We start from the raw sequence: 15,085 nt of genomic DNA, 5'->3' as shown, positions 1-15,085 counted from the left end.
CCGCCAGTGGCCTCGCGGCGACGGGACGGGCGGTTGCACGCCGGGTCGCCTTACGGCTGACGGCGGTGTGCGGGGCGGTGGTAGGGCTGATGGGCGGGCACCGGTGGGCGGCACGTCTGCCGGCCGCGCGTCTGCCGGCGTTGCTTCGGCGGACCGCGGGTCTGCCGGCCGTGTGTCGGCTGGTGGCCGCGCCCGGGTGGGCCGTACGTCGGCTGGTGGCCGCGCCTTGGCGGGCCGTGGGCTTGTCGGCCGTGCGCCGGGTGGCCGTTCGGCTGGTGGGCGCGCTCCGGGGGGCCGTGCGGCTGGCCGCGCTGCGGCCGTCGGCCGTGGTGCGGGCGGTGGGACGGGTCGTCCTGCCGGCCGGGCCTTCCGAGAAGCTCCAGGTCCGCGCCTTGCAAGCGATGTGCCGCCAGGTCCTCGGCTTCCGGCTGGCGATGATCGTCGTCTCGGCCCCCGCCGCCCTCCTCAACGCGGCTCCCGGCCTGGGTGTCCGCCTGATCGGCGCGGCCGTGGTCGTCACCGTCATGGTGTCCTACGTCCTCTTCCGCGACTGGGAACGCTTCGGCCCCCTCCTCCTGCGCCACCCCAGCCTGCTGGCCGCCGACACCCTCTTCGGCTCGTTCCTCCTCGTCTCGGCCGGCCCGGACACCACCCTCGCCTACGTCAGCGTCTGCACCCCGCTCCTGGCCGGCCTGGTCTACAGCTGGCGCGGCGCGGCCTGCTTCGCCTCCCTCCAGGCCCTGATCCTGCTCCTGGTGCACACCACCCTGAAGGCCGGCCGGCAGGCGTCCGTCGCCGAGGCGCTGCTCCTGCCCGGCCTGTGCGTCGTCGCCGGGGCCCTGGGCTCCACCCTGCGCAACCTGATGCTCCGCTTCGGCGCCGCGACCCAGGCGCTGACGGCGACCGAGGCACGCCTCGCGGCGGCGGAGGCGGTGAGCGCGGAACGCGCCCGGCTGGCCCGGGAGATGCACGACTCGCTGGCCAAGACCCTGTACGGCGTGGCCCTGGCGGCGGACGGCCTGGCGCTGACCGCCTCGGCCGACGCCCCGGATCCCGCCCGGATCCGGCAGCAGGCGGAACTGGTGTCCCGCTCGGCGCGCACCGCGGCGGCGGAGTCCCGGGAACTGCTGACGGACCTGCGCCGGGACCGCCCGGAGGAGCCGGAGCGGCCCCCGCTCTGGCAGGAACTCGCCGAACAGGCGCGGGACTTCACCCGCCGCACGGGCCTGCCGGTCACCTGCCACTGGCCGGCGGACGGCCCCGCCGTGCTCCCGGCCCTGCCGGCACCCGTCGCCCGGCATGTGCTCGCCATCGCCACGGAGGCGCTGGAGAACGCCCACCGGCACGCCTCCGCGACCCGCGTCGACGTAGGGGCGGCGGTCGAGGGCCGGCTGCTGTGCCTCACGATCCGCGACGACGGCACCGGCCTGCCGCCCGGCACCATTCTGGAGAACCTGCGCGATTCGGGCCACTTCGGCCTGCTCGGCATGGTGGAGCGGGCCGCGCAGGCGGGCGCCCGGATACGCGTCGGCAAGGGGACGCGGGAGCGGGGCACGGAAGTGCGCCTGGACCTCCCGCTGCCCCGCCCCGCTCCCCGGCCCTGACGTCCGACCCACTCACGAGAGGAGGCACCATGCGGCCCTCACCCGGCTCTTCCCGGCCGGACTTCCCGCCGCCGGCCCCGGCGGACCCGCCGCTGCGGCTGCTGGTCGCCGACGACAACCCCGTGGTCCGCGCCGGTCTGACGGCGCTGCTCACGGCCTGTCCCGGCACCACGGTGGTGGCGGAGGCCGGGGACGGCCGCGAGGCGTACGAGGCGGCGCTGCGGCACCGGCCGGACGTCATCCTGCTCGACGTCCGCATGCCCGGGGTCGACGGAATCTCGGCGTTGCCCCACCTGGTGCGGCTGGCTCCCGTCATGATGCTCACCTACAGCCACGAGACGGAGACCGTGCGGGAGGCGCTGCGACTGGGGGCGGGGGGATATCTGGTGCACGGCGAGTTCACGACGGAGCAGCTGGTGCGGGCGGTACGGGACGTGCGGGAGGGCCGGCCGCATGTCACACCGGGTGCGGCGAAGGCGTTGCTGACCACGTTACGGTCCGATGCACCTGCACACGAAACCCCGAACGCCCTTGACTCGGCGGGAAATTCAACCCCCTCGCCTCTTTCGCAATTGCAATCTCCTATGGGACAGTCGTTCCGGTCGCGGTTCCGGCTGAGTACCAGGGAGGCGGAGATCATGGACCTCATCGCGTCCGGCATGAGCAACCAGCAGATCGCCGCCGCCTGCTTCATCAGCGAGAAGACGGTCAAGAACCACATCAACCGCATCTTCGCCAAGCTGCACACCACCACCCGGTCCCAGGCGACGGCGAAGTGGCTGGGGGTGGCCTGACATGCCGTCCCGGAACACCGAATGGGCCCGGGGTTGGGCCCTGGGGCCCTCAGGGGGCGGGAGGGTCGGGCCGTACGGTGCCCGGACCGGAGGCGAAGCTGGAGGGGAAGACCGTGAGCAAATGGTTCAACACCACCGTCGCGTACCTGCAATCCCGTGCCGCTCGCGGCGACAAGGGGCAGACCGCGGTGGAGTACCTCGGCATCATCGCGGTGGTCGTGGCGATCGTCCTGGCGATCACCGGCACGAGCATCGGCCAGTCGATCTACGACGCGATCACGAACAAGATCGCCGAGGTCACCGGCGGCTGATTCCTCCCCACCGGGACACAGGGCAGGCCTTCCCCATCTACCTCACGGTGGTGGCGGGCCTGCTCTTTCTCGCATTGGCCTACCTGGCCGTGGGCCAGGCGGCGGTGAACCGGAGCGGCGCCCAGACGGCGGCGGACGCGGCGGCGCTGGCGGCAGCCCAGCAGACCCGTGACCAGCTCGCGGCCCTGTGGCTGGAGGACTTACGCGACCCGGCCAAGTGGCAGGCCATCTTCGAGGGCGCGGGAGCCGACGACTTCTGCTGGCGTGCCGACCAGCTCGCCGCCCAGAACGACGCGACGGTGCGGTGCTCGTTCCAGCCGCCGCTGCGCTACGCGGTCGACGCCCGGACGAACAAGTCCGTGGGTGACTCCGTCATGCCGGGCACGGAGAACGTGCACGCCACGGCGCACGCGACCGCCGTCATCGAACCCCTCTGCCTCCCGCCGTCCGACGCGCGGACCCGGGCGGACGACAAGGACGACAAGGGCGACAAGGACGACAAGGACGGGAAGGGCGAAGGGGACGCGCTGCCCCAGCTCACCTGCGCGGACAAGGTCTGGCATCCGAAGCCGGGCGACACCACCGGGCTGCCGGGTCCCGAGGACCTCTTCGACGTCCACCTGGCCGACTCACCAGCGAACGACCGATGACGAAGGAAGCGGAGCGATGAGCATGCGGTTCACTGCGAAGGTCCGCAGGGGGATGGTCGCCTTCGGCGTTGCGGCCGGACTGGCCGTCGGTGCGGCCGGTTGCGGAGGCGGCGGCGACGACGGGAAGCCGGACACCTCCGCGTCCGCCACCGGGACGGACGACTCCGGCCCCAGCGCGCAGGAAGGGCAGTCGGACCGACCGCTGGCGGAGTTGCGGGGATCGGACGGCCTGCTGCTCCAGATCACCTCCGCGCGACGCGACACGGGCGGCTTCGTCACGGTCGACGGCACGCTGAAGAACGACGGGGCACGGACCGCCGTCATCCCCTCCGCGCTGAGCGGGAACGAGACCGAGATCATCAAGAACGGCAGATCCCTGGGCGGGGCCACGCTGGTCGACACACAGGGCAAGAAGCGGTACTACGTACTGCGGGACACCGAGGGACGGCCGCTGACGACCACCGGCTTCTCGACCCTCAGATCCGGCGCCACCCTGGCCGTCTTCATGCAGTTCCCGGCACCTCCGGCGAGCGTGACCGAGGTGGACTTCCAACTGCCGACGTTCTCCTCCGCCGGCATCGAGATCTCCGGGTGAGGGCCCAGTGACCACCGTGCCCCGTCTCGCTCTCTTCGGAGCCGTGCTTCTGATCGTCACGTCGATGCCCGCCACCGCCGTCGCCGGCGGCGCCGGGCCCAGTGAACCGCCCGGCACCGAGCCCTCCGCCACCGCGCCCGTGGCGGTCGACCCCGCCGACCCCGACCTCAAGCTGCCGGAAGGCGCCACGCTCGCCCAGGCCAAGGTGCTGGACATCAAGTCGGTCGTGGAGGACCAGAGCGGGGACGAGCGGCGCGAGGACACCAACGCCGATGTGACCTTCGCCCTCCAGGCCGAGGTGCTGTTCGGCAAGGACAGCGCCCGCGTCGGCGCCGACGCGAAGACCCGTATCGCGACCATCGCCGAGGAGATCGCGAAGCAGCGGGCGGCCCGCGTCCGCGTCTTCGGCTTCACCGACGACCTCGGCTCCTCCGCCCACGGCGACACCCTCTCCCGGCAGCGCGCCAACGCCGTACAGGCGGTCCTGGACCAGGACCTGAACAGCCCGTCCGTCACCTTCGACGTCCGCGGCTACGGCGAGCAGTACCCGATCGCCGACAACGCCACCGAAGAGGGCCGGCGCAAGAACCGCCGGGTGGAGGTCTCCTTCCCGCGCACCCGGCCGTGACCGCGCGGGCGACCGGGCCGCCCGCCGGACGTCAGCCCGCCGCGCCCTCCGTCATCTCCGCGACCTCCACCCGCGCTCCCGCCCGCACCCCCCACCCCGCCATCGCCCCGGCCGCCGCCTCCAGCACGTGCCGCGCCCGCAGGCGGGGCCGCCCCAGCCGGCCCGGCGGCATCGTGCGGACGGCGACGACCCGCAGCCGGCGGTCCAGGTAGGCCACGTCGATCGGCATCCGCATCCCGAACGTGTGCACCCCGCTCGCCGGCGACAGCAGCAGCGCCCCGTCGACCGAGTCCCGGCCCAGCAGCCCCTTGGTCCGGGCCCGGTAGGAGGCCGCGATCTCCAGCGGGACCGGCGCGGTGAGCGCCTCCCCGGTGGCCGTCCGCACCGTCAGCCGCCCGCGTCCGTCCCGCCAGCGCCCCATGCCCCGCCCTCCCCTTCCGCGGCCGGCACCCCGCCCCGCCCGCGCCCGCGCCCGTAAATGCGTTGTCCTTTCCCGTCCTCCCCACTAGGAAGGAGCGCTATGACCCAACTCGGCGCCGTATTCCGCCCCCAGCTCCCGCCCGAACGGCTCCGGTCCGTCGCCCGCCTCGCGGACGACACCGGCCTGGACGAACTGTGGCTGTGGGAGGACTGCTTCCTGGAAGGCGGGATCTCCACGGCCGCCGCCGCGCTCGCCTGGACCGAGCGGGTACGGGTCGGCATCGGGCTGCTGCCCGTGCCGCTCCGGAACGTCGCCGTCACCGCGATGGAGGCCGCCTCGCTGGACCGCATGTTCCCCGGCCGGGCCATCCTGACCGTGGGCCACGGCGTGCAGGACTGGATGGGCCAGGTCGGCGCCCGCGCCGCCTCGCCGCTCGGTCTGCTCGGCGAGCACCTCGACGCCCTGCGCGCCCTGCTGCGCGGGGAACGGCTCAGCGTGCAGGGGCGGTACGTCCGGCTGGACGACGTCGCCCTGGACTGGCCGCCGCAGCGCCCGGTCGAGGTCCTCGCGGGCGCCACCGGACCCCGGACGCTCCGCCTCGCCGGCGAGAAGGCCGACGGCACGCTCCTGACCTGCGCCACACCGGCGGACGGCGTACGGCGGGCCCGGCAGCTCGCCGAGGAGGGGCGGCGGGCGGCCGGACGCGGCGGCCCGCACCGGATCGTCGTCTACCTCCTGACCGCCACGGGCCCCGGCGCCGGGGCCCGGCTGCGCGCCGAGCTCGCCGCGGAGAAACTGGAGTCGGTGCCGGGCGTGGGGGTCGCCGGGGACGCGGGCGCGGTGGCGGCGGCGGTACGGCGGCTGGCCGAGGCCGGCGCGGACACCGTCGTCCTCCAGCCGACCGCGGACGAACCCGACCCGGAGGGCTTCGTACGCTTCGCCGCGCAGGAGGTCCGCCCCCTGGTCCCGTGAGACCGACAGCGGCGCCGCCCACCCGCCCGGGACGGAGACGCGGCCGGCCCGCCACCGGCTGCCGTACCGGCAGCCGGACCGGACTGCCGTACCGGGCGGCCGCACTGCAGCCCGCGGGGGCCGGGCCCCGCCCGCCTGGGAGCATGGACAGATGACGACGCACCGTTCCTTCGAGGACCTCGTGGCCGAGGGCGCCGCCGTGCCCACCGAGGGCTGGGACTTCTCGTGGTTCGAGGGCCGGGCCAGTGAGGCGCGGCCCTCGTGGGGGTACGCCCGGTCGGCGGGGGAGCGGCTGGCCGGGGCCGGGGCCGTGCTCGACATCCAGACCGGCGGCGGGGAGGTGCTGGACTTCGCGCTGGGGCGGGCGGAGCCGGCCCGGCCGCTGCTGGTGGCGGCGACCGAGGGCTGGCCGCCGAACGTGGCGAAGGCCACCGCCCTGCTGCGGCCCCGCGGCGCCGTCGTGGTCGCCGCACCGGACGAGGCGCCGCTGCCGTTCGCGGACGAGGCGTTCGACCTCGTGCTCAGCCGGCACCCGGTGCGCCCGCACTGGACCGAGATCGCCCGGGTGCTGCGGCCCGGCGGCACCTACTTCGCCCAGCACGTGGGGCCCGCCAGCGTCTTCGAGCTGGTCGAGTACTTCCTCGGACCGCAGCCGCCGCAGGTGCGCCGGGCCCGTGACCCGCGGCGGGAGCGGGCCGAGGCCGAGGCGGCGGGCCTGGAGGTGGCCGGGCTGCGGGCGGAGCGGCTGCGGATGGAGTTCCACGACATCGCCGCCGTCGTGCACTTCCTGCGCAAGGTCGTCTGGATGGTCCCGGGGTTCACGGTGGAGGCGTACGAGGGGCGACTGCGCGCGCTGCACGAGCGGATCGAGCGGGAGGGACCGTTCGTCGCGCACAGCGCGCGGCACCTGTTCGACGTGCGCAAACCGGCCAGGTGACGGAAATGAGCCGGGAGCCCCGCGCTTTTTCCCCCGGGGCGTCGGCCGTGCGGAGCACGCCGGTGCTCCCCGCGCCGTAGCGGAGGGGTCAAGTCCGCCGTACACCGGTGGCGTAGCCCGTCGGGGGGACCCGGGGACGACTCGCCGAAGTGACGCAAGACGGCCTAATCCTTGTGATTCCCTGTCCACTCGCCGGGAATTTCCTGTGATTCCACGGTGAATCGGGCGGGAGAGGCCATGGAATCCTGCCCGCTCCGGCCAGCGGGGCGTCGCCGGGCGATTCCGGAGAGTAGTTGTGGCACGCCGATGCACCCACCATCCCTTACGAAGGGTTATGGTGGAAACCCCCCCCTCGGGCCGGTCCGTCTCCCCCCCACGGACCGGCCCGTTTTTTGTCCGGGCGCCGGGCCGCCCCGCCGGCAGCGCCCGGAGCGCCCCGGCCCCGGGCAAGCCCCCGGCCGGGACCAGGCCCCGAACAGCGGTAGGCTCAACGGCTCCGGCATCCCGTACCCCGCGCCCAACCCCCGGAGGGTCACGTGAACCTGCGCGACAAGCTGCGCGGTCTGCTCGTCAGGCTCTACGCACGCCGGGTGGAAGGCCACCTGGACCACGCTCAGGTGCCCAAGCACATCGGCGTCATCATGGACGGCAACCGCCGCTGGGCGAAGGCGTCCGGCTCCAGCGCCGTCCACGGGCACCGGGCCGGTGCCGACAAGATCGAGGAGTTCCTCGGCTGGTGCACCGAGACCGATGTCGAGGTCGTCACGCTGTGGCTGCTGTCCACCGACAACTTCGACCGGCCGCAGGAGGAACTCGTCCCGCTGCTCGGCATCATCGAGGGCGTCGTGCGCACCCTCGCCGCCGACGGCCGCTGGCGGGTGCACCACGTCGGCACGATGGACCTGCTGCCCACCGGCATGCAGCACACGCTGAAGGAGGCCGAGGAGGCCACCGCCCACGTCGACGGCATAGTGGTCAACGTGGCCATCGGCTACGGCGGCCGGCAGGAGATCGCCGACGCCGTGCGCTCCATGCTGCACGACGCGCACGGCAAGGGCGTGTCGCTGGAGGACCTCGCCGAGTCCGTGGACATCGACATGATCGGCCGTCACCTCTACACCGGCGACCAGCCCGACCCGGACCTGGTGATCCGCACCAGCGGGGAACAGCGGCTGTCCGGATTCATGCTCTGGCAGACCGCTCACTCCGAGTACCACTTCTGCGACGTCTTCTGGCCGGCCTTCCGCAAGGTCGACTTCCTGCGCGCCCTGCGCGACTACGCCGCACGTCACCGCCGCTTCGGCGGCTGACCGCCCGTCCCCGCCCCGTCACCGCCCGGTGACGGGGCGTCGTCGTGCCGCCCGGCCGGCGGGGATGTCACGAGGAGTTCACCGGCGCGCCGATGGCCGCATTCGCATGGCCGCGCGTGTTCGAGGGCATAACCCCAACAGGTCGACACCCGAACCACGGGCGTCGGTTCTCAGCGGGCGGCTCGGGGCCGTCCGCCCGGGAGGCCCTTTGCACCAGCCCGACCATGCGGTCACGGCACGGAAGCAGCCGCGGAGGGCCGGTTCACGGCTCGCCGTCCGCGGGGGCCCGACACCGGTCCAGCATCTCTTCGTCGCTCCCCGACCTCATCCGAGGGGGTACGTCCTTCCGTGGTGACCAGCACAAAGCGCTCCAAGCCCGACCGGCGCACGTATGTTCTCGACACCAGCGTCCTGCTGGCCGACCCGAACGCCCTGACCCGCTTCGACGAGCACGAGGTCGTGCTGCCCGTCGTGGTGGTCACGGAGCTGGAGGCCAAGCGGCACCATCCCGAACTCGGCTACTTCGCCCGCCAGGCGCTGCGCCTGCTGGACGACTACCGGGTGCGGTACGGCCGCCTCGACGCGCCCGTCCCGACCGGCGAACTCGGCGGGACGCTCCGGGTGGAACTGAACCACTCGGACCCCAGCGTGCTGCCCTCGGGCTACCGCCTGGGGGACAACGACTCCCGCATCCTCGCGGTGGCCCGCAATCTGCAGGCCGAGGGGTTCGACGTCACCGTCGTGTCGAAGGACCTGCCGCTGAGGATCAAGGCGTCCTCGGTCGGCCTCCTCGCCGAGGAGTACCGGGCCGAACTCGCCATCACGGAGAACTCCGGCTGGACGGGCATGTCGGAACTCACCCTGCCGGGCGAGCAGGTCGACATCCTCTACGAGGAAGGACACGTCTCTGTCCCGGAGGCGGCCGGCCTCCCCGTGCACACCGGCCTGACCATCCAGTCCGAGCGCGGCAAGGCGCTCGGCCGGGTCACCGCCGAGGGCGGCGTCCGCCTGGTGCGCGGCGACCGGGAGGTGTTCGGCATCAAGGGCCGCAGCGCCGAGCAGCGCATCGCGCTCGACCTGCTGCTGGACCCGGACATCGGGATCGTCTCCATGGGCGGCCGGGCCGGCACCGGCAAGTCGGCGCTGGCGCTGTGCGCGGGCCTGGAGGCGGTCCTGGAGCGCCGCCAGCACCAGAAGGTGATGGTCTTCCGTCCGCTGTACGCGGTCGGCGGCCAGGAACTGGGCTATCTGCCGGGCACCGAGGCGGAGAAGATGAGCCCCTGGGCGCAGGCCGTCTTCGACACCCTCTCGGCGGTCACCAGCCGCGAGGTCATCGAGGAGGTCACCGCGCGCGGGATGCTGGAGGTGCTCCCGCTGACCCACATCCGCGGGCGCTCGCTGCACGACGCGTTCGTCATCGTCGACGAGGCGCAGTCGCTGGAGCGCAACGTCCTGCTGACCGTGCTGTCCCGGATCGGCGCCAACTCACGGGTGGTCCTCACCCATGACGTGGCACAGCGGGACAATCTGCGCGTGGGCCGCTACGACGGAGTGGTCGCCGTGGTGGAGAAACTGAAGGGTCATCCGCTTTTCGCCCATGTCACGCTGAACCGGTCGGAGAGATCCCAGATCGCGGCACTGGTGACCGAAATGCTCGAAGACGGTCACATCTGAGCTGAAACAACGCAGTTGGCGCCGTCCGGCAAAGGCCAAGAGCCTAGCCGGGCGGCGCCGTCATGTGTGGGGCTTTCCTGAAATACCCAGGGCCAAACGGGATGTGAGCTTTCACACGCAACACAGAATTGCCACGCGGCGTCCGGTTACGGCAGAGTCTCACTCCTGTCAGGCCCCGCATACGACACACTTGTACCCCCAGCCGTACGGCTCCACTGAAGTCACCCAACTCCATAGAGTCCGTCGTATGCCGCCCGAGCACCACGCGGCGCTCCCCCTCGGGGAGTTGCCCACCGGGCCCGTGCCTCCCGTGACCCCGCAGTTGGGAGGCCAGTGTTCAGGGGCACGATTGCGTCCGCCAGGGTCACCGAAGCGGGCGATGCTGGAAGGAAACCGTGTGAGCCGGATTTCGGTCCGGGGATTCGCAGTGGCCTCGGCCACCGCGGTCACCGCTGTCGGAAGCGTCGTCGGAGTTGCCTCGGGCAGCACCGCGCAGACGAACGACGCCGAGGCGACAGCAGCCGACACCACATTCCTGGCCGAGATCCCCGCGGGTCAGCAGGCGCAGGTGCAGACCGCGTCCCTGACGCAGCAGGCCGACGCCCAGGCCATCGCCGCGGACGCGAGCGCCAAGAAGGACGCCGAAGAAGCGGCCCGCAAGGCCGCCGCCGACACCGCGATCGCCAAGAAGGAGGCCGCCGAGCAGGCAGCCGCCAAGGCGAAGCAGGAGGCCAAGGAGCGCGCCGAGGCCAAGGCCGCCGCGGCCAGCCGCGACGACGTCCGCGACCCCTCCAGCTTCCCGGCCCAGGGCAGCTACAGCGTGGCGCAGATCCAGGCCATGGCACGCCAGATGGTGGCCGGCGGTCAGTTCCAGTGCTTCAGCAACATCGTCGACCACGAGTCGAGCTGGAACTACCAGGCGGTCAACGCCTCCTCCGGTGCCTACGGTCTCTTCCAGGCCCTGCCCGCCGGCAAGTACGCCTCCGCCGGCGCGGACTGGCGGACCAACCCGGCGACCCAGATCAAGTGGGGCCTCAACTACATGAACGAGCGGTACGGCAGCCCCTGCCAGGCCTGGTCGTTCTGGTCGGCCAACCACTGGTATTAGGCCTCCGCCCGGCCCGTCCGGCCGTCACCGAGCCACACGAAAGCCCCTCCCCGTCCTCCGGGGAGGGGCTTTCGCCCTGTACGGTCGTATCCGGAAGACTCCAGGGGGGAGTGGTGGCGAGCACCCGGGGACGCGGGGGAAGAGGACGGACCATGTCGCGAGTGCCAGGGTGGCTGGGCCGGGTCGGAGCCCGGCTCACCGAGATGAGCGAGCGCCTGGACGAGCGCCGCGCCGAGGTGGAGAAGGACCACGACGAGCCCGCCGGTGCCGAACCGGCCGGCGCTCCCCGCGCCGGCGCGGCCGGGTCCGGCCGCGAGGCCGTGCCGTCCGTCCGCCGGACCGCGCCCCCGGCCGTCCGCCGTCCCGACCCGGCCGAGGCCGTGCCCTGGGGTGTCCGGGTCGCCGCCGAGGCGGGCTGGCGGCTGCTGGTGCTGGCCGGCACCCTCTGGGTGCTGATGCGGATGATCAGCGCCATCCAGCTGGTGGTCTTCGCCTTCGTGATAGCGCTCCTGGTCACCGCCCTGCTCCAGCCGACGGTCGCCCGGCTCACCCGCCGCGGGGTGCCGCGCGGCCCGGCCACCGCGCTCACCGCCATCAGCGGGTTCGTGGTCATCGGCCTGATGGGCTGGTTCGTGACCTGGCAGGTCATGGAGAACATCGACACGCTCTCCACCCAGATCCAGTCCGGCATCGACGACCTGCGCAACTGGCTGCTGAAGAGCCCCTTCCACGTCACCGACAAGCAGATCAACCAGATCGCGCAGAACCTCCGCGAGGCGATCGGCGCCAACGCCGACCAGATCACCTCCGCGGGCCTGGAGGGCGTGCAGGTCATCGTGGAGGCGCTGACCGGCATCCTGCTGGTGTTCTTCTCGACGCTGTTCCTGCTCTACGACGGCAAGCGCATCTGGCAGTGGTTCCTGCGGCTGGTCCCCGCCGCCGCCCGGCCGGGCGTGGCCGGCGCCGGTCCGCGCGCCTGGCGCACCCTGACCGCCTACGTCCGCGGCACGGTGCTCGTCGCCCTGATCGACGCGATCTTCATCGGCATCGGCATCTACTTCCTGGACGTGCCGATGGCCGTCCCGCTGGCCGTGTTCATCTTCCTGTTCTCGTTCATCCCGCTGGTCGGCGCGGTCGCCTCCGGCGCGCTCGCGGTGATCGTCGCGCTGGTCACCCAGGGTGTGTTCGCGGCCCTGATGACCCTGCTGGTGGTCCTCGCGGTGCAGCAGATCGAGGGACACGTCCTGCAGCCGTTCATCCTCGGCCGCGCGGTGCGGGTGCATCCGCTGGCGGTCGTCCTGACCGTGGCCGCCGGCGGCATGGTGGCCGGCATCGGCGGCGCGGTGGTGGCCGTACCGCTGGTGGCGGTGACGAACACGGTGGTCGGGTATCTGCGGCAGTATTCGCAGGGGGCCGAGGAGGCCGAGGAGGCCCAGGCGGACGGCCCGGCCGATGCCGCCGGTCCCGCGGCGCCGGGCGGCGAGCCGGGCGAGCCGGCCGTACCCGCCCAGTCGGCCGAGCCCGCCGGCCCCGCTCCGTCCGCCGAGCCGGCCGCGGCCGGTGCGGCGCCGCAGCCTCCGGAGCCGCACGCGGAAGACCCCGCCCACCAGGGGTGAGCGGGGTCCTCGGGGTCCGGCCGCTCTCGGCCGGGTCCGGCTCTACTCGGCCAGGACGGCCTCGGCGTCCACGGTGACGCCGATCGCCTGCACCACGGAGGCGATCTTGAACGCCTCCTGGATGGTGTCGCGCTCCACGCCGGCCTTGCGCAGCACCTGCTCGTGCGAGTCCAGGCACATGCCACAGCCGTTGATCGCGGAGACCGCGAACGACCACAGCTCGAAGTCGACCTTGTCCACGCCCGGGTTGCCGATGACGTTCATCCGCAGGCCCGCGCGCAGGGTGCCGTACTCGTGGTCGGACAGCAGGTGCCGGGTGCGGTAGAAGACGTTGTTCATCGCCATGATGGCGGCGGCCGACTTGGCGGCCTGGTACGCCTCCGGCGACAGGTTCGCCTTCGCCTCCGGCTCCAGCTCACGCAGCACGATCGGGGAGCGGGAGGCGATGGCGGTCGCCAGCACCGTGCCCCACAGCTGCTGCGCCGGCAGGTCGGAGTTGCCGATGACCGAGCCCAGGTTGAGCTTCAGGTCCTTGGCGTAGTCCGGGATGCGGGACTTCAGGGAGTCGAGGGACACGGGTCACTCACCAGCCAGCAGCGCGACCGGGTCGAGGGTCTGCTCGCCCTTGGTCCAGTTGCACGGGCACAGCTCGTCGGTCTGCAGGGCGTCCAGCACCCGCAGGACCTCCTTGGGGTTGCGGCCCACGGAGCCGGCGGTGACCATCGTGAACTGGATCTCGTGGTTCGGGTCGACGACGAAGACGGCGCGCTGCGCGAAGCCGTCTTCGCCCTCGATGCCGAGCTCGCGCATCAGCTCGTGCTTGGAGTCCGCCATCATCGGGAACGGCAGGTCGGTCAGGTCCGGGTGGTCCTTGCGCCAGGCGTGGTGGACGAACTCGGAGTCGCCCGAGAAGCCGAGGATCTGGGCGTCGCGGTCGGCGAACTCGTCGTTCAGCTTCCCGAACGCGGCGATCTCGGTCGGGCACACGAACGTGAAGTCCTTGGGCCAGGCGAAGACCACGAGCCACTTGCCCTCGTAGGACTTGTGGTTGATCTGCTCGAACTCCTTGCCCTTCTCGAGCGAGACGCAGGCGGTCAGATCGAACTCGGGGAACTTGTCACCGACAGTGAGCACAGGCTCTCCTTGCAGCGAAGAAACTCCCCTTTTGGGGGTGTTTCCCATGGGGGGTTGGACGTAGTCGATGTTGGCACAGGGTGCATTGATTAGGGAAATAGCTACACTCGGTCGTGTTGATCGGAGGGAGCTATCAGTGATGACCATGGGGAACGGCAAGCGGCGGCAGCCGAGCCTGGCGCAGCTGCGGGCGTTCGCCGCCGTGGCCGAGCACCTGCACTTCCGGGACGCGGCGGCGGCGATAGGCATGAGCCAGCCCGCCCTGTCCGGCGCGGTCTCCGCGCTGGAGGAGACCCTCGGCGTGACCCTCCTCGAGCGTACGACGCGCAAGGTACTGCTCTCGGCCGCGGGGGAGCGGCTGGCGGTGCGGGCCAAGGCGGTGCTGGACGAGGTCGGCGCGCTGCTGGAGGAGGCCGAGGCCGTCCGGGCGCCCTTCACGGGCGTGCTGCGCCTCGGGGTGATCCCCACCGTCGCGCCGTATCTGCTGCCGGCCGTGCTGCGGCTGGTCCACGACCGCTATCCGCAGCTCGACCTCCAGGTGCACGAGGAGCAGACCGCCAGCCTGGTCGACGGCCTGAACTCCGGCCGGCTCGACCTGCTGCTGCTCGCGGTGCCGCTCGGCGTGCCGGGTGTGGTCGAACTGCCGCTGTTCGACGAGGACTTCGTGCTGGTCACGCCGCTCGACCATGGGCTCGGCGGCCGGGAGGGCATACCCCGGGAGGCACTGAAGGAGCTGAACCTGCTGCTCTTGGACGAGGGGCACTGCCTGCGCGACCAGGCCCTCGACATCTGCCGGGAGGCGGGCCGCGCCGACGCGCCAGTGACCACCACGGCGGCCGGGCTGTCCACGCTGGTCCAGTTGGTGGCGGGCGGCCTCGGCTGCACGCTGCTGCCGCGCACCGCGCTGAAGCTGGAGACCACCCGCAGCAGCCAGTTGCTGACCGGCTACTTCGCCGAACCCGCCCCGAGCCGCCGCGTCGCCTTCGCGATGCGCGCGGGCGCGGCGCGTTCGGGGGAGTACGCGGAGCTGGCGGCGGCCCTGCGGGAGGCGCTGCGGGCCCTGCCGGTGCGGGTGCTCGACGGCCCCGACGAGCGCTCCGCCCCGGCCGGCCCCGTGCACGACTGAGCCCGCCCCCCGCCCCCGGCGACTGCCCGGCTCGCCGGCCTGCTCCGTCCGCGGTCCCGTCCGCGGCGCCCCCCGGATCGCCGGGCTACTCCGTCCGCGGTCCCGCCCGCGGCGCCCCTCAGCCCGCCGGGCTACACCGTCCGCCGTCCCCGCCCGCGGCGCCTCCCGGCCCGCCGGCCTACACCGTCCGCCGCCCCCGTCCGCG

Annotated in this window: 16 protein-coding genes; 13 read left to right on the top strand and 3 right to left on the bottom strand. The window is 72.7% G+C overall.

Annotated elements, in window-relative coordinates; all coding sequences use genetic code 11:
• The first annotated feature begins 260 nt into the window (after window positions 1-260).
• The 6 genes from ACZ4SV_RS02265 (at window position 261) to ACZ4SV_RS02240 (ending at window position 4,582) form a co-directional block, all read left to right on the top strand.
• On the top strand, window positions 261-1,604 hold the full coding sequence (locus tag ACZ4SV_RS02265; RefSeq protein WP_468000759.1) for a sensor histidine kinase: 1,344 nt from the start codon (window positions 261-263) through the stop codon (window positions 1,602-1,604).
• A 29-nt stretch (window positions 1,605-1,633) separates the two neighbouring features.
• Complete coding sequence (locus ACZ4SV_RS02260; RefSeq protein WP_468000757.1) at window positions 1,634-2,398, top strand: response regulator; 765 nt, start codon at window positions 1,634-1,636, stop codon at window positions 2,396-2,398.
• A gap of 113 nt (window positions 2,399-2,511) precedes the next feature.
• Window positions 2,512-2,709 carry a Flp family type IVb pilin gene (locus ACZ4SV_RS02255; RefSeq protein WP_365873414.1) on the top strand — a complete coding sequence of 66 codons (198 nt, stop codon included), beginning with the start codon at window positions 2,512-2,514 and terminating at the stop codon, window positions 2,707-2,709.
• Entirely contained in the window at window positions 2,709-3,359 is a 651-nt protein-coding gene (locus ACZ4SV_RS02250) for a pilus assembly protein TadG-related protein (RefSeq protein ID WP_468001292.1), read from the top strand. Before ACZ4SV_RS02255 ends, ACZ4SV_RS02250 begins: the two co-directional genes overlap by 1 nt.
• 16 nt (window positions 3,360-3,375) lie before the next feature.
• Window positions 3,376-3,954 carry a hypothetical protein gene (locus tag ACZ4SV_RS02245; RefSeq protein WP_468000755.1) on the top strand — a complete coding sequence of 193 codons (579 nt, stop codon included), beginning with the start codon at window positions 3,376-3,378 and terminating at the stop codon, window positions 3,952-3,954.
• A gap of 64 nt (window positions 3,955-4,018) precedes the next feature.
• Window positions 4,019-4,582 (top strand): OmpA family protein, encoded by a 564-nt coding sequence (locus ACZ4SV_RS02240; RefSeq protein ID WP_468001290.1) that lies wholly within the window; start codon window positions 4,019-4,021, stop codon window positions 4,580-4,582.
• Window positions 4,583-4,613: 31 nt separating this feature from the next.
• Here the strand turns inward: ACZ4SV_RS02240 and ACZ4SV_RS02235 are convergent, their stop codons facing one another.
• Entirely contained in the window at window positions 4,614-5,003 is a 390-nt protein-coding gene (locus ACZ4SV_RS02235) for a DUF192 domain-containing protein (RefSeq protein ID WP_468000753.1), read from the bottom strand.
• A gap of 99 nt (window positions 5,004-5,102) precedes the next feature.
• On the opposite strand from ACZ4SV_RS02235, the gene ACZ4SV_RS02230 reads away from it, so the two are divergent.
• From ACZ4SV_RS02230 to ACZ4SV_RS02205, 6 genes are all read left to right on the top strand, one after another.
• On the top strand, window positions 5,103-5,975 hold the full coding sequence (locus tag ACZ4SV_RS02230; protein WP_365873361.1) for an LLM class flavin-dependent oxidoreductase: 873 nt from the start codon (window positions 5,103-5,105) through the stop codon (window positions 5,973-5,975).
• Between the two features lie 151 nt (window positions 5,976-6,126).
• Window positions 6,127-6,912 carry a class I SAM-dependent methyltransferase gene (locus ACZ4SV_RS02225; protein ID WP_468000751.1) on the top strand — a complete coding sequence of 262 codons (786 nt, stop codon included), beginning with the start codon at window positions 6,127-6,129 and terminating at the stop codon, window positions 6,910-6,912.
• Window positions 6,913-7,448: 536 nt separating this feature from the next.
• Window positions 7,449-8,222 (top strand): isoprenyl transferase, encoded by a 774-nt coding sequence (locus ACZ4SV_RS02220; RefSeq protein ID WP_365873357.1) that lies wholly within the window; start codon window positions 7,449-7,451, stop codon window positions 8,220-8,222.
• 348 nt (window positions 8,223-8,570) lie between these two features.
• Window positions 8,571-9,896: a PhoH family protein gene (locus tag ACZ4SV_RS02215; protein ID WP_397941656.1), complete on the top strand. Its 1,326-nt coding sequence runs from the start codon at window positions 8,571-8,573 to the stop codon at window positions 9,894-9,896.
• Between the two features lie 397 nt (window positions 9,897-10,293).
• Window positions 10,294-11,004: an aggregation-promoting factor C-terminal-like domain-containing protein gene (locus ACZ4SV_RS02210; RefSeq protein ID WP_468000748.1), complete on the top strand. Its 711-nt coding sequence runs from the start codon at window positions 10,294-10,296 to the stop codon at window positions 11,002-11,004.
• A 152-nt stretch (window positions 11,005-11,156) separates the two neighbouring features.
• Window positions 11,157-12,620, top strand: coding sequence for an AI-2E family transporter (locus ACZ4SV_RS02205; RefSeq protein WP_468000746.1), 1,464 nt, complete (start codon window positions 11,157-11,159; stop codon window positions 12,618-12,620).
• Between the two features lie 42 nt (window positions 12,621-12,662).
• Here the strand turns inward: ACZ4SV_RS02205 and ACZ4SV_RS02200 are convergent, their stop codons facing one another.
• Window positions 12,663-13,196 carry an alkyl hydroperoxide reductase gene (locus ACZ4SV_RS02200; protein WP_365883838.1) on the bottom strand — a complete coding sequence of 178 codons (534 nt, stop codon included), beginning with the start codon at window positions 13,194-13,196 and terminating at the stop codon, window positions 12,663-12,665.
• Window positions 13,197-13,199: 3 nt separating this feature from the next.
• On the bottom strand, window positions 13,200-13,754 hold the full coding sequence (locus tag ACZ4SV_RS02195) for a peroxiredoxin (protein ID WP_365883839.1): 555 nt from the start codon (window positions 13,752-13,754) through the stop codon (window positions 13,200-13,202).
• Between the two features lie 139 nt (window positions 13,755-13,893).
• Here ACZ4SV_RS02195 and ACZ4SV_RS02190 point away from each other — a divergent pair, with 139 nt between their 5' ends.
• Window positions 13,894-14,880 carry a LysR substrate-binding domain-containing protein gene (locus ACZ4SV_RS02190; protein ID WP_397941663.1) on the top strand — a complete coding sequence of 329 codons (987 nt, stop codon included), beginning with the start codon at window positions 13,894-13,896 and terminating at the stop codon, window positions 14,878-14,880.
• Window positions 14,881-15,085: the final 205 nt, after the last annotated feature.

Source organism: Streptomyces sp. NPDC027672, from assembly GCF_055566335.1.
The sequence above is the reverse complement of the archived record's forward strand: the minus strand, read 5'-3'. Positions and strand labels throughout refer to the sequence as shown.

Coding starts and splice junctions, on each gene's coding strand:
- ACZ4SV_RS02235 (WP_468000753.1), bottom strand. CDS start 5,003: ATGGGGCGCTGGCGGGACGGACGCGGGCGGCTGACGGTGCGGACGGCC.
- ACZ4SV_RS02245 (WP_468000755.1), top strand. CDS start 3,376: ATGAGCATGCGGTTCACTGCGAAGGTCCGCAGGGGGATGGTCGCCTTC.
- ACZ4SV_RS02190 (WP_397941663.1), top strand. CDS start 13,894: ATGACCATGGGGAACGGCAAGCGGCGGCAGCCGAGCCTGGCGCAGCTG.
- ACZ4SV_RS02205 (WP_468000746.1), top strand. CDS start 11,157: ATGTCGCGAGTGCCAGGGTGGCTGGGCCGGGTCGGAGCCCGGCTCACC.
- ACZ4SV_RS02260 (WP_468000757.1), top strand. CDS start 1,634: ATGCGGCCCTCACCCGGCTCTTCCCGGCCGGACTTCCCGCCGCCGGCC.
- ACZ4SV_RS02240 (WP_468001290.1), top strand. CDS start 4,019: ATGCCCGCCACCGCCGTCGCCGGCGGCGCCGGGCCCAGTGAACCGCCC.
- ACZ4SV_RS02225 (WP_468000751.1), top strand. CDS start 6,127: ATGACGACGCACCGTTCCTTCGAGGACCTCGTGGCCGAGGGCGCCGCC.
- ACZ4SV_RS02230 (WP_365873361.1), top strand. CDS start 5,103: ATGACCCAACTCGGCGCCGTATTCCGCCCCCAGCTCCCGCCCGAACGG.